Origin of the sequence: Bradyrhizobium sp. CCBAU 11386, assembly GCF_028128955.1 — a bacterium.
Lineage (GTDB): Bacteria > Pseudomonadota > Alphaproteobacteria > Rhizobiales > Xanthobacteraceae > Bradyrhizobium.
Genome location: NZ_LBKA01000253.1, coordinates 101,807 through 114,359, shown reverse-complemented (window position 1 = coordinate 114,359; position 12,553 = coordinate 101,807). Strand labels below are relative to the sequence as shown.

At 65.7% G+C, this 12,553-nt stretch carries 17 protein-coding genes; 10 read left to right on the top strand and 7 right to left on the bottom strand.

Features of this window, described 5'->3' with window-relative positions:
* Together XI09_RS35035 and XI09_RS35030 are read right to left on the bottom strand one after the other, a co-directional pair.
* The gene (locus XI09_RS35035) at nucleotides 1-231 is read right to left on the bottom strand and encodes a DUF6894 family protein (RefSeq protein WP_027542526.1); all 231 of its coding nucleotides are present in this window, start codon (nucleotides 229-231) and stop codon (nucleotides 1-3) included.
* A gap of 425 nt (nucleotides 232-656) precedes the next feature.
* A complete protein-coding gene (locus tag XI09_RS35030) occupies nucleotides 657-1,673 on the bottom strand; it encodes a hypothetical protein (protein ID WP_271570943.1) in 1,017 nt (338 codons plus the stop codon).
* Between the two features lie 272 nt (nucleotides 1,674-1,945).
* Here XI09_RS35030 and XI09_RS35025 point away from each other — a divergent pair, with 272 nt between their 5' ends.
* Complete coding sequence (locus XI09_RS35025; RefSeq protein WP_271570942.1) at nucleotides 1,946-2,599, top strand: L,D-transpeptidase; 654 nt, start codon at nucleotides 1,946-1,948, stop codon at nucleotides 2,597-2,599.
* Between the two features lie 122 nt (nucleotides 2,600-2,721).
* Nucleotides 2,722-2,919 (top strand): hypothetical protein, encoded by a 198-nt coding sequence (locus tag XI09_RS35020; RefSeq protein WP_271570941.1) that lies wholly within the window; start codon nucleotides 2,722-2,724, stop codon nucleotides 2,917-2,919.
* Between the two features lie 19 nt (nucleotides 2,920-2,938).
* On the opposite strand, the gene XI09_RS35015 is transcribed toward XI09_RS35020, so the two are convergent.
* Both XI09_RS35015 and XI09_RS35010 read right to left on the bottom strand, forming a co-directional pair.
* Entirely contained in the window at nucleotides 2,939-3,373 is a 435-nt protein-coding gene (locus tag XI09_RS35015; RefSeq protein WP_271570940.1) for a COG4315 family predicted lipoprotein, read from the bottom strand.
* A 119-nt stretch (nucleotides 3,374-3,492) separates the two neighbouring features.
* Nucleotides 3,493-3,957 carry a MarR family winged helix-turn-helix transcriptional regulator gene (locus tag XI09_RS35010; RefSeq protein ID WP_271570939.1) on the bottom strand — a complete coding sequence of 155 codons (465 nt, stop codon included), beginning with the start codon at nucleotides 3,955-3,957 and terminating at the stop codon, nucleotides 3,493-3,495.
* Between the two features lie 103 nt (nucleotides 3,958-4,060).
* Between XI09_RS35010 and XI09_RS35005 the strand changes: the two genes are divergently transcribed.
* The 5 genes from XI09_RS35005 (at nucleotide 4,061) to XI09_RS34985 (ending at nucleotide 8,374) form a co-directional block, all read left to right on the top strand.
* The gene (locus XI09_RS35005) at nucleotides 4,061-5,983 is read left to right on the top strand and encodes an FAD-binding monooxygenase (RefSeq protein ID WP_271570938.1); all 1,923 of its coding nucleotides are present in this window, start codon (nucleotides 4,061-4,063) and stop codon (nucleotides 5,981-5,983) included.
* Nucleotides 5,984-6,128: 145 nt separating this feature from the next.
* The gene (locus XI09_RS35000; RefSeq protein ID WP_271570937.1) at nucleotides 6,129-7,139 is read left to right on the top strand and encodes an SH3 domain-containing protein; all 1,011 of its coding nucleotides are present in this window, start codon (nucleotides 6,129-6,131) and stop codon (nucleotides 7,137-7,139) included.
* Between the two features lie 170 nt (nucleotides 7,140-7,309).
* Nucleotides 7,310-7,588 (top strand): hypothetical protein, encoded by a 279-nt coding sequence (locus tag XI09_RS34995; RefSeq protein ID WP_333939158.1) that lies wholly within the window; start codon nucleotides 7,310-7,312, stop codon nucleotides 7,586-7,588.
* A 213-nt stretch (nucleotides 7,589-7,801) separates the two neighbouring features.
* Nucleotides 7,802-7,981, top strand: coding sequence for a hypothetical protein (locus tag XI09_RS34990; RefSeq protein ID WP_028171193.1), 180 nt, complete (start codon nucleotides 7,802-7,804; stop codon nucleotides 7,979-7,981).
* A gap of 72 nt (nucleotides 7,982-8,053) precedes the next feature.
* Entirely contained in the window at nucleotides 8,054-8,374 is a 321-nt protein-coding gene (locus XI09_RS34985; RefSeq protein ID WP_271571004.1) for a hypothetical protein, read from the top strand.
* A gap of 18 nt (nucleotides 8,375-8,392) precedes the next feature.
* Here XI09_RS34985 and XI09_RS34980 read toward each other — a convergent pair whose 3' ends face one another.
* The 3 genes from XI09_RS34980 to XI09_RS34970 all read right to left on the bottom strand — a co-directional run bounded on the left by XI09_RS34980 (nucleotide 8,393) and on the right by XI09_RS34970 (nucleotide 10,187).
* Entirely contained in the window at nucleotides 8,393-8,962 is a 570-nt protein-coding gene (locus XI09_RS34980; RefSeq protein WP_271571003.1) for a TetR/AcrR family transcriptional regulator, read from the bottom strand.
* Complete coding sequence (locus XI09_RS34975; RefSeq protein WP_092182610.1) at nucleotides 8,962-9,306, bottom strand: DMT family transporter; 345 nt, start codon at nucleotides 9,304-9,306, stop codon at nucleotides 8,962-8,964. The genes XI09_RS34980 and XI09_RS34975 overlap by 1 nt, the downstream gene beginning before the upstream one ends.
* 215 nt (nucleotides 9,307-9,521) lie before the next feature.
* The gene (locus tag XI09_RS34970; protein ID WP_271570935.1) at nucleotides 9,522-10,187 is read right to left on the bottom strand and encodes an O-methyltransferase; all 666 of its coding nucleotides are present in this window, start codon (nucleotides 10,185-10,187) and stop codon (nucleotides 9,522-9,524) included.
* Between the two features lie 97 nt (nucleotides 10,188-10,284).
* On the opposite strand from XI09_RS34970, the gene XI09_RS34965 reads away from it, so the two are divergent.
* From XI09_RS34965 to pdxY, 3 genes are all read left to right on the top strand, one after another.
* The gene (locus XI09_RS34965; protein ID WP_271570934.1) at nucleotides 10,285-10,929 is read left to right on the top strand and encodes a TetR family transcriptional regulator; all 645 of its coding nucleotides are present in this window, start codon (nucleotides 10,285-10,287) and stop codon (nucleotides 10,927-10,929) included.
* Between the two features lie 91 nt (nucleotides 10,930-11,020).
* Nucleotides 11,021-11,662, top strand: coding sequence for an FMN-binding negative transcriptional regulator (locus XI09_RS34960; RefSeq protein WP_271570933.1), 642 nt, complete (start codon nucleotides 11,021-11,023; stop codon nucleotides 11,660-11,662).
* A gap of 77 nt (nucleotides 11,663-11,739) precedes the next feature.
* Nucleotides 11,740-12,552, top strand: a complete 813-nt coding sequence (pdxY, locus tag XI09_RS34955; RefSeq protein WP_271570932.1) for a pyridoxal kinase — start codon at nucleotides 11,740-11,742, stop codon at nucleotides 12,550-12,552.
* Nucleotide 12,553 lies beyond the last annotated feature (1 nt).

Sequence of the window (12,553 nt, the reverse complement as noted above, 5' to 3'; positions counted from 1 at the left end):
CTAGCGTTGCCAGGCCGGCACGGGATCGAGCGGCGTGCGATAGAGCTCGTTGTGATCGCGGTCGGTGACGCGCACCGCGCAACCCTTTTGCTGAAGCTCCGGCTTCACCTGCGACAGCTCGTTGGCCAGTTGCTGGGCGCGATCCGAGGCGACCTCGATGTCTTCGAGGATGATTCCGCCCTGGTTCTTGAACTCTTCACCAACCACGAGATCGAAGTAGTAGTAAGGCATCCGAATTCCCCGCTGTGACGACCCAAGTCTCGACGACAAGTCTGGAAAACAAGTCTTCAACGGAAGTCTCAACACATCTCGGATGGTACCACTGAGTCGATCTTTATCGAATGAATGAAGCGCGCAATCTCTGTGCGTATGGCGCAGAAATGATGCGCACCGCGCAGGCGCGTTAAGATTTTATTAAATATGTCAGCGTGATCATGAGGCATGGAATTGCAACAGAACCGGGCTCCGGGAACCGGCAGTTGCAAGAGAAGGCCGTCGGCGTAGATCCCGGCGGCCTTTTCTCTTGGTGGATTCGCTTGTCGGAAGACGATCGAAACATCGATCTCCGTAGTCGCCCGGACTCAACGCATCACATCGAGTCGGACAGCTTGCAGTGACGGCTGCGTTGCCGATGCCGTGCATCGACTGGCGTTCGTCTAGCGCAGCGGCATTGGCGGACGCACGACAGGACCGTCGTCATCGGCAACGGCTTGTGTCGTGGCGACCGGCGGTGGGACCGCAGCAGCCTGCGAAGGCGGCGGCGGTGATGCGACCGGTGCGGACGAATACGCCGGCATGTAGGTCTGTGACACGGCCGGCTTCGGCTTGCGAACCGGCGGAGCCTGAGGCCGCGGCGGTAGCGCGGAAACGCGCGCGCGCGGATCGACGCGCGGATCGATCGGCCTCGTCTCAGCCATCGGCTTCGGTGCGGTCGGCTTCGCCATCTCGCGCGCCATCTGCTCCTGTCCGGCCTTCAACTCGGCGATGTTGGCCTTGAGCTGCTCGATCTGCTGCGCCATCGCGGCGAGATCGCGCGTCATCGATTGCACCGACTGAGCTGCTTCGGGCGGCGCTGCTGCGGGCACGGCCGCAGACTGAGCCGCAGCCGGCGTCGGGGCCCGGTCGGCTGTTTGATCGGTTGTCGCTTCCGCCGCGGGCGGGGCGGCCTGCGCGGCGGCGACCGGCGCCGTCTGTTGTGACGTCGAAGGCATCAGCGACGAAGGCATCAGCGACGCCAATACGGGTTTCCAATCGGCGAGCATCTGCCTCGCCACGTCGCCGTGTTTCTCCCAGGCGATGGTAGCAGCCGCGCTGCCGCCCGCGAACAGAAACGTGACGAACGCGCCGCGCAGCCACTTGCCGACGGAGGATCGCTTCCGCCGGCCGTGACCATCGCTTGCCGTTATGCGCACCGCGGTGTCGACCGAGGGCGCCGCCGGCTGCGGCTCCACGACAGGAATGAACTTTGGCTCCGGATTGCTCCTGAGCCCTGGCGCGAATTTCGGCTCCGGACGGGGCGTGACGTCAGGCGCCAGCGCTGGGGCAACGCTGATGGGGCGCGAAGCCAGCACGATGTCCGGCGAGATCTGAACCGCGTCGTGCGGATCATTGTCCTTGACCGTGTCCTTCACGATCTCATCGACGATTTGCTTGCTGTTCAGCATCGCGAGCATCGCAGCTCCTTTGAAGCCTTCGTCGTCCGCATTGGCGCGAGCCGATCTGTTGAGGTGAGCCCCACCCAAGTCTGATAACGCACGAGTCCAGCCGGGTTTGACCAAAGCAAGGCGAGGGGATGGAGATGCTGCGACGGTATTCCGCCGTTTGTGGTGATGGAACTCCTCCGGAAAAACACTCGGATGTGTTCCGCATTGCCTTGTTTTCAGCACGATTTTGGCAATATCTGACGCTGCTGGGGGTGCTGCGATCGCTATCGGGGGGGCCGGCGGTGCCAAGATCTGTTCTCGCTCTTTTCGTTGTTGCCCTGCTGCCGCTCGGCGGCTGCATGCAGACGACGCTTTCGCCATCGACGGATGCGAGCATGACGCCGCGCGACCGTCAGTTGCTCGCACATACGCCATACGCGCAGGCGAACGTGCCCGAGCAATATCTCCGTCATATCGTCGATTACCCGCGCAAGGAGCAGCCGGGCACGATCCTGGTCGATACCAATGCGCGCTACCTTTATTTCGTGCTGCCCGAGGGCAAGGCGATCCGCTACGGCGTCGCGGTCGGCGAGGAAGCCATGGCCTTTTCGGGCGTCGCGCGCGTCGGCCGCTTGGCGGAATGGCCCGATTGGGTTCCGACTGCGGACATCCAGGCGCGGCTTGGACCGTATCCGGCGCGCGTCGCCGGTGGTCCCGCCAATCCGCTGGGCGCGCGCGGCATCTATCTCTTTGTCGGCAACAAGGACACGCTCTACCGCATCCACGGCACCAACCAGCCCGAATATATCGGGCAGGCGATCTCGTCGGGCTGCATCCGGATGCGCAACGAGGACGTGATCGATCTCTACGACCGGGTGAAGCTCAATTCGATGGTCGTGGTGCTGCCGCCCGGGCAGAACGCGCAGGCCGAGACGGCCAGGAACTGGCGCGGGTGAGGTGGGCGCTCACTCACGCGTGAATGCGCGCGGGATCTGCGCTTCCGCAAGGGTGAACTGGTTCACAGGCGATCCGCTCGCCTTGCGCTATGCCTCGATGGCCGGTTGCCATTGGAGGCATCATGCAAAAATTCATTGATCAATTGACCGAAAGCGATCGCCGGGTTGTCCGCAGGTGGCGGCTGGTCACCGTTGGCTTTTATGGATCGATCCTGGCCGGAATGGCCGTGTACATGGCTCTGCATTGGAATCCGGAGGTGAATTATGCCTCGGCCGGTCCAACCACCCATGCGAAGGTGACGAGCGCATCACGGCACTGATCGGACTGCCGCTCGGGTCCTACTCTCCAGGCCGTGCGATGCGCCACTGCAGCGTCGTGGCGTTGCCGTTGGCATCGCCCGGCACCTTGTCGGCGGGTGACGTGTAGAGCGGGCGATAGCGATATGCCCACATCTTGCTGCCGTCGTTGCGGCTGATCACGGTGAAGTCGCCGACGGCCTTGGCGTCGGCCGTTGCGGCGAGCGGAACCCAGCTTTCGACACACTTGCCGTTGCAGTTCGACGTCTTGCCGGTGGTGTCGCGCTCGTAATAGTAGAGCGTCATGCCCTTGAGATCGACGAGCTTGGGACCCTGCCTGGTGATGACCACCTTCGCCGGCGCGGTCGTCGCCTCGGGCTTCGGCGGAGGAGCGGCATCGCCGCCGCCATGGCCGTTTGCGAGCGCATGACCGGTCGAGAGCGCGATGGCCGCGGCCGCAATGAGGAACCTGAACATCCGAAACTCCCGGGCCGCAAAGTTAATCGCGCGTTAAGCGCCGAATGGGGCCGACGGTAGCAGCCGAAGGTTAGTTCCTGGTTTCGCGGCACTGCGGCAATTACGGACATGGATGCGGCCTAAGCCTGCACATCGCGGAGCGGGGCGCGGCTGAGCTCGTTGCCGGCAGCGATGGCCTTGCGCAGCAGACGCATCAGCTCCTCGCCTTCCTTGGCGCTGAGGCCGCGGAGCATGATGCGCTGTGCGGACTCGACCGCCGGCGTGATCTTGCGCAGCGTGCGCCGGCCCTCGTCGGTGATCTCGAGTTCGCGGGCGCGGCGGTCGCGGCTCGAGGCGCGGCGCTCCGCCAGCCCCTTCTGCACGAGGCGGTCGATCACGCCGGTGATGGTGGTGCGGTCATAGGCGATCAATCCCGCGAGCGTCACCTGGTCGAGCCCCGGATTGGCCTTGATGGTCGCGAGCGCGGCGTATTGCACCGGCGTGAGGTCGAAGCCGGCATCCCCGACCTCGGCCAGGAAGACCGCGACCGCGATCTGCTGGAACCGGCGCGCCAGATGACCGGGCATGTCGTTGTTGTCTTTCACCGAATTCTCCTCGGCCGCAGCAACGGTGCGGGAACGTTGACAGGTATACTGATAGTCAGCATACTGAGCAATATCGAAGAAGACGTTGACGGGAGAGGTGCTCATGCAATTCCATCTCAATGGATTTCAGCCGGGCGATCCTGAAATCGCCGATCCCGCCGAACGCGTTCAGGCCCCCGGCGCGGCGGGCGACGTGCCCGAGGAGGTCGACGTCCTCATCGTCGGCTGCGGGCCCGCGGGCCTGACGCTCGCGGCCCAGCTTGCGCAATTTCCCGACATCAAGACCTGCATCGTCGAGCAGAAGCCGGGCCGGCTGTCGGTCGGCCAGGCCGACGGCGTCGCCTGCCGCACCATGGAGATGTTCCATGCCTATGGCTTCAGCGAGCGCGTGCTGAAGGAGGCCTATTGGGTCAACGAGACGACGTTCTGGAAGCCGGACGAACGGCGGCCCGAGACCATCGTCCGCAGCGGCCGGGTGCAGGACGTCGAGGACGGGCTGTCGGAATTCCCGCACGTCATCCTCAACCAGGCACGCATCCATGACGGCTTTCTCGACCTCATGCGCAAATCGCCGGCCAAGCTCGAGCCCTATTACAGCCGCCGCCTGCTCGACCTCCAGGTCGATCCGGCCGCGGGGCCTGCCGACCATGCCGTGACCGTGCGCCTCGAACGCGTCGATGCCGGAAGCGAGGGCAAGGTCGAGACGATCAGGGCACGCTATGTCGTCGGCTGCGACGGCGCGCGCAGCACGGTGCGCAAATCGATCGGCCGCGAGCTGCATGGCGATTCCGCCAACCACGCCTGGGGCGTGATGGACGTGCTGGCGGTGACCGATTTTCCGGACATCCGCTTCAAGGCCCTGATCCAGTCGGCAAAAGACGGCAGCCTGCTGATCATTCCGCGCGAAGGCGGCTACATGGTGCGAATCTATGTCGAGCTCGCCAAGCTCGACGTCGGCGAGCGCGTCGCGAGCCGCAACATCACCGCCGATGACGTGATCGCCAAGGCGCAGCGGATCCTGAAGCCGCATACGCTGGAGGTGAAGGAGATCGCCTGGTGGTCGGTCTACGAGATCGGCCAGCGCCTGACCGACAAGTTCGACGACGTGCCGGAGGCCGAGATCGCGACCCGCCTGCCGCGCATCTTCATCGCCGGCGATGCCTGCCATACCCACAGCCCGAAGGCGGGGCAGGGCATGAACGTCTCGATGCAGGATGCCTTCAATCTCGGCTGGAAGCTCGCCGCCGTGCTCCGCAAGCGGAGTGCGCCAAGCCTGCTGCATTCCTATTCGGCGGAGCGCCAGGCCGTTGCGAAAGAGCTGATCGACTTCGACCGCGAATGGGCGGGGATTCTGGCCTCTGCCGCCAAGGCCGGTGGCGCCGATGCCGCCAGGACGCAGGATTATTTCGTCCGGCACGGCCGCTATACGGCCGGCACCGCGACGCATTACAAGGCGTCGATCCTCACGGGGGCTGCGTCCCATCAGCATCTCGCGGAAGGCCTCGTGATCGGCAAGCGCTTCCATTCCGCGCCGGTGATCCGGCTGGCGGACGCCAAGCCGGTTCATCTCGGCCACGCCGCCCAGGCCGACGGACGCTTCCGCATCTATGCATTTTCCGGTGCGGAGAATCCGGCGGCGGCCGGCTCTGCCATTCGCGCGCTGTGCAACTTTCTCACCGAGGCCAGGGAATCGCCGGTGAGGCGATATACCCCCGGAGGGGCCGACATCGACGCCATGATCGACCTGCGGGCAGTCTTCCAGCAGGATCATCGCCAGCTCGCCGTCGAGGCGATGCCGTCGCTGCTGCTCCCACGCAAAGGCCGCTACGGTCTGCTCGACTACGAAAAGATGTTCTGTCCGGACCTCAAGAACGGCCACGACGTTTTCACGATGCGCGGCATCGATCGGAAGGCCGGCTGCATGGTCGTGGTGCGGCCGGACCAATACGTCGCGAACGTGCTGCCGCTCGACGACTTTGCCGGGCTGGCGTCGTTCTTCGACGGATTCATGCTGCGGGTGAACTGACGTTCGCTGCGTTGCGCTCGTCGTGCCGATGAACAGCGAATGAATATTGAACTCCGCGCGCATTCAGTCTTTCGGCTGATGCGGCCGCTTTGGGAGGAACGCTCGTTCCTCCTGCGCGTTCCAACTTGCAGAGGAGGAACACGCCATGAGACTCAGAAGCATTTTGGTTGTAGCATTACTGCTCGCCCCGACGGCCGCGCTGGCCGCGCCGGGCATCGTCACCGTCTCGACCGGCTTGCGCGCCGGGCCGGGTTCGGGATTCCCCGTGGTCGATCGCATCCCCGGGGGCGCCCGCGTCAACATCCATGGCTGCCTGCGCGGCAATGCCTGGTGCGATGTGAGCTTCTCCGACGATCGCGGCTGGGTGTCGTCGCAATATCTCGAATATCTCTACCGCAATCACTACGTCTATCTCCCCGACTATGTCGACCAGATCGACGTGCCCGTCGCGCCCTTCGTGCTGAGCTCGTACTGGTCGAGCTATTATCAGGGGCGGCCCTGGTATCGCCGCCATGCCTACTGGAATGATTACTGGACCTCGCACGAGCGCTTCGCGACGCGGATGACGATCGATCCGCGCGCGGCCCGTATCGGGCGTGCGGCGACGCGCGACGCGGCCATCGCACTGGGACGCGGCGGCGCGAACGCAAAGGTCGCTCCCGCGATCTCCGGCCGTGATGCGACGACGGCACGGCATGACGCGGGCATTGCAAAGCGCGACGCTGCGATCGCAAAGCGCGACGCTGCGGTTGCGGCGGACCGGACTCGCGCCGGGCGAAGCGATCGCCTGGTGAACACGCGGACGAGCGTGCAGCAGAACCGCAACCCGCGCGATGCGCAGGCGCGCATGGTGCACGAGCGTGCGGCGAGCCGCGCCGCAACGCATGCGCAGCCGATGGCGCGTGCTCAGCCGATGGCGCGTGCTCATGAAGCTCCGCGCGTGTCGGCCGCGCCTGCGGCCCGGCCCGCGACGCCGCATGTGGCGCAGCCGAACGTCAGCCACGGCTCGCCGATGAATGCCCGTGCGCAGATGCCGGCGCAGCGCGCGGCAGCACCTGCCACGCCGCATCCGGGCGGCGGTGCTCCGCACATCAACGCCGCTCCGCGTGGTGGCGCGCCGGCCGGTGGTCCCGGCGGCGGTCACGAGAAGCGCTAAACGTCATTGCGAAAGCCCGGCCCTTGTGCCGGGCTTTCTTTTCGCGGCGGCCCGGGTTCCGTGCGCGTACAATTTAAGAAAGTTCTTCGCGGGCAGATTTCATCGATCGTAATATGTCTATCCAAAGCTGTAAGCATCCACTCGGGGCAGCGGGGCACGGGAGGATGACGATGAGACAGAGTCAGGCGGAGACGCGCCGCCAAAATGTCGCGAAACGGTCGATGACAAAAGAGGTCAAGCAGTTGACCGGCTTGATCGCCGCACTGCGCGAGTCGCTCGAAGGCATCCGCAAGCAGCGGGCGAACGTCAAACTGTCCGGCGCCGAGATGGGTGCTCTCGACGAACGGCGCAACAATCTGCTGCTCACGATCGCGGCCCTGGACGATCGCCTGTCGGCGGTGCAAGGGCTGATCGATCTCGGCCGTCCGCACATCATCCGCGTGCATTAGCGGAGCTCGGACAGGGCGCGATCGGTTCCGTTGCTGATGCGACGGGCCGGCCCCCAGCTGCCGAATGCGGCGCGCTCGATCCCGGTCACCCGGCTGCGGGTGTGCGGGCGTGATGCTGCGGATGGCACCAAATTGCCACGCTCCCGGCGAATTGCCGCCAAAGCCCGCTGCCACGAGGGGAGCGGGTGCAGGGGCAACGCTAGGGGATGCGCATTGGCCTACAAAATGATCGCAGAACGCGACAATGAGAAGTACAGTTTCGCCCGCGAGAGCCGTTTGCTCATCGTGGCGAAGGCAAGGGTGTGGGCGAGCGAGGGGTGGCGGGTCGTCATCACCGACCAGGACGGCAAGGCCTACGCGCCGCCCGAATTCGATCAATTGCTGGCGGCGTGACCGCAAGACGGGGCTAGGGGACGACATTTGACTTCGCACTTTCGGCCGGGGCGCGACCTGATCGCGCCCCTGATGACTCTCGCAGCCGCCGTCGCACTGACGGCGACGGTCGCGTTCGCGCAAAATCTCGATGCCGGCAAGTCGCCCGAAAGGCTGTTTGCCGATGGTTGCGCGACCTGCCATCGGAGCCCGCGCGGTCTTGCCAAGGGGCGCTTCAGCCTGACGCTGTCCTGGTTCCTGAAGGACCATTACGCGACCAGTTCCGACTCCGCCAAGGCGCTCGCCGCGTATCTGGTGTCGGTCGATGGGCCGCCGCCGCGGGCCGCGGCCAAGCCCGGCGCAAAATCATCCCGGTCCGCGCCGCGTCCGCCAAAGCCGGCGACAAGCCAGTAGTCAGCGCGAACAAGGTCGCTATCCGTGCCGATAGGTCTGCGCGATCAGCCGGCCGCGCACGGCGCGCAGCTCGGCATTCATGCGCGTCTGTCCCGTCGTGACATAGGACAGCCAGGCGCCGTCGGCGGCGAGGCGCACGACATGGAGCTCGGGCGTGCCGTCGGTTGCGCGGTGGCGCTTCAGGCGTGCCTTCATCCAGTCGTTCCAGAGCCGGCGCAGTGACGGATCGGTGACGACGACCATGCTCAGCGCCGCCCAGGGCGTGGTAAAGCCGAACGCCTTGCCGGTGAACACCGCGTTGACATAGGCGCGCGTAAAGCTGCCGCGCGGTTTGGGATCAGCTTCGATTGCGGCGTCGATCTCGGCATCGACGCGGGCGAGCAGATCGGCGAACAGGCCCTCGATCAACGCCTGCTTGCTGCCGAAGTGATGAAACAGGCCGCCCTTGGTGACGCCGGCTGCCGCCGCCACCGCCTGCACCGTAATGCCGGAGACGCCATGGTCCATGGCAATCGCCGCAGCGTGGTCGAGCAGGGCGCGGCGCACCTGCTCGGGCTGCTTGGCGCGGCTATAGGCGCTGGCCGGCATCAATGCACCGTCGTCTCCGAGAACAGGTTGATGATGACGACCCCGGACACGATCAGCGCGATGCCGACGAAGGCCGCGGCGTCCAGCATCTGGCGGAACAGCACGAAAGAGACCGTGGCGGTCAGGATGATGCCGACCCCGCCCCAGATCGCATAGGCGATGCTCAGGGGGATCACCCGGATCGCGACCGACAGCGCGTAGAACGAGGCGACGTAGAACAGCACCATGGCCAGCGTCGGCCACGGCCGCGTGAACTGCGCGGACTGCTGCAGGAAGGCGGATGCGATGACCTCGAAGACGATGGCGAGGGCAAGCGCGGTGTAGGCATTGAAGGCGGAGGTCATGGCGGGCTCGGGCGTAGTGCGATGAAAGATACCGCGCGGTAGGTATGTTTAGCATGGGAAACATGGCTTTTGCCGGGAGGAGCTATCACGTGTGAGTGACGAGGTTGCGACACGGGCGCGGACCTGATGTTCCGCGGTCTGTCGCCGACAACGCAAAGCCGCCGCGCGAAGAATCGTGCGACGGCTCCGTGGTATCGTGGCAGTTCGATGTGGCGTCAGTTGATCCGCACGGAGAGTTCGACGTCCTCGGCAAAGGCCGTGGACATGTAGCCGCTGCCGGGCATGCGCACGCGCGCCAGATAGTCGGGGCTGTCGTCGGCGTTGTCGGCGACGATGATCGCGCCCGGCTTGAGATGGCCTTCGACCAGCTCCAGGATCTCAGGGTAGAGCGCCTTGGCGCCGTCGAGCAGCACGAGGTCGATCGTATCGGGCAGATTGGCGCTGAGCGTCTTCAGCGCATCCCCTTCGCGGATTTCGACGAGATCGAGCAGCCCGCCGGCCGAGAGGTTGTCGCGTGCCCGCGCCGCCTTGGACGGCTCGAACTCGCTGGTGATGAGGCGCCCGCCGCCATTGTCGCGCAAGCCTGCGGCAAGGTGCAGGGTCGAGATGCCGAACGAGGTGCCGAACTCGACGATCGTCCTGGCGCGGGAGCTGCGCGCCAGCATGTAGAGCAGCACGCCGGTCTCGCGGGAGACCGCGAGCGGGACGTCCTTCAGGCGTCCGTAGAGGTCGGCGTAATCGGTCTTGCTCCGCATCATCCGCGCCCTGTCGGCGTCGGACAGATCGGCGACGGCTGCGAGCATTGCGCCCCTTGTTGCCTCGGCCTCGAGGAACAGGCGATCCAGCAGCGGCGCAAGCGATGTGATGGTTGGGGTGGTCATTCGTGGTCTCCAGGGTTCGCGAGAAAGCGCGTGCTTGCGCGGCAGCTGAAATACGACTAATTCGTCGCATTTCCTATTCGCATTCCCCCTGGGAGCCATGGCCGATCGTCGAAGTCGTTCAATTTCCTCACGAAAACAGCCGCAACAGGCCCGCTCCACGGGGCTGGTGGCGGCCATTCTGGATGCGGCTGTTCAGGTCCTCGCAAAGGAGGGCGCGCAGCGTTTCACCACGGCGCGGGTGGCCGAGCGGGCCGGGGTGAGCGTCGGATCGCTCTATCAATATTTTCCGAACAAGACGGCGATCCTGTTCCGCCTCCAGAGCGACGAGTGGCGGCGCACGAGCGAACTCTTGCGCGGCATCCTCGCGGACCGGACGAAGCCGCCACCGGCGCGGCTGCGCGCGCTGGTGCACGCCTTCATCCGCTCCGAGTGCGAGGAGGCTGCGATCCGCACGGCGCTCAGCGACGCCGCGCCGCTTTATCGCGATGCGCCCGAGGCACACGACGCGCGCGCCGCCGGCAAGGGCATCGTCGCGGCGTTCATGCGGGAGGCGCTGCCAAAGGCCTCAGATGCGGCGCGCGCTCTCGCCGGCGAGCTGATCACGACGACGCTGAGCGAGGTCGGCAAGCGCTTCTCGGAGGCGCCGCGCAGCGAGGCGGAGATCGCGCGCCATGCCGACGGGCTCGCCGACATGTTCTGCGCCTATCTCGGTGAGCTCTCACGACGCCGGGATCATTCCTGACATCTGTATTCGCGGCCCAATATCGTTTCGGACTTCGCCGGATCATGGGATAGCCTCGCGCCGTCCTCATCCAGCCATCGAGCGCCGCGCCATGCATGTCCTTCGTCCCCAATTCCGCATCGAGGAGCAGCGCGCGCTGGAATTCGCAAGGCAGCGCGGCTTCGGCGTGATCGTGGCGGCGGATGAGCGCGGCCCGCGTGCCTCGCACGTGCCGTTCGTGCTCGATCAGCGCGACGGGCGAGCCGTCGTGCAGATCCATCTCACGGCCAGGAATCCGCTCGTGCCGCTCGCGGACGGCACCAGGCGTTTCCTGCTGATCGTTGCCGGCGACGATGCCTACATCTCCAACGACTGGTATTCTTCGCGCGACAACGTCTCGACCTGGCTCTATGAGGCGGTGCACCTGTCGGGTGTGGCACATCTGCGCGGGCTCGACGAGAATCGCGGGCACGGCGATGCGTTGCTCGCGGTCGCAGAGGCACGGCTGCCGAAGCAGCCCTGGGGCCTCGCGCAGATGGAGCCGGACAAGCGCGAGAGCATGTTGGCTGCGATCCGCGTTATCGATCTCGTGGTCGATCAAATCGAGGGGCAGGCCAAGCTCAACCAGCACAAGAGCGATGCGGACCATGTCGCGGTCGCCGGCTACCTGGCACGGTCGGAGGAGAGCGGCCACCGCCGGCTGGCGCGGAAGATGCAGGCGCTGCGGCCTGGGCTTGGGTATGAGACGCCCTAGACTTGTAGCCCGGGTTACGCCGCGCGCCATCCGGGCTACGCTTGCGTCGCGCAACGATTGACCTTACGGACCTCTGCATGCTCGTCATCTCCATTCAAAGCCAGGTGGTCCACGGCCACGTCGGCAACAGCGCGGCGGCCTATGCCATGCAGGCGGAGGGCGTGAACGTCGCGGCGGTGCCGACGACGCTGCTGTCGAACCATCCGCGCTATCCGAGCCTGCGCGGGCGGGTGCTGGAGACCGAGCTCGTCGCCGATCTTCTGAGGGGCGTGGAGGAGCGCGATCTCGTCGACGAGGCCGCGGTGCTCGTCACCGGCTATCTCGGCTCGCCCGGCAACGCCGCTGTCGTCGCCGATTTCGTCGAGCGTGCCTTGAACCGCAATTCCAGGCTCGTCTATCTCTGCGATCCCGTGATCGGGGACGACGGCCGCGTCTATGTCGCCGACGGCATTCTGGACGTGCTGCGGCACCGCCTGCTGCCGGCCGCGAACCTGACGACGCCGAACCAGTTCGAGCTCGAGCTGCTCTCGGGCATCACGATCGCGGACGCGCAGGATTTGCGTGCGGCGTGCGCGGCGCTGGCGGGGACCGGCCGCATCGACGTCGTCGCCACCGGCTGCACGCTCACGGATACGCCTGACGGGCAGGTGGAGACGATCCTCTGCGCCGACGGGCAATTGTCGCGCTTTGCGACACCGCGCCTGCCGATCCGCCCCTATGGCACCGGTGATCTCCTCACCGGCCTGATCGCGGCGCATCTGGCCAAGGGCAAGGCGATGGAGGCGGCGGTACGGCTCGCGGTCGAGACCATCTTTGCTGTGCTGGTGCGTACGCAAGAGGCAGGGTCCGCCGAGATGCGCCTTGTGCCGCTGCCGACGCGGAAGCCGTAAC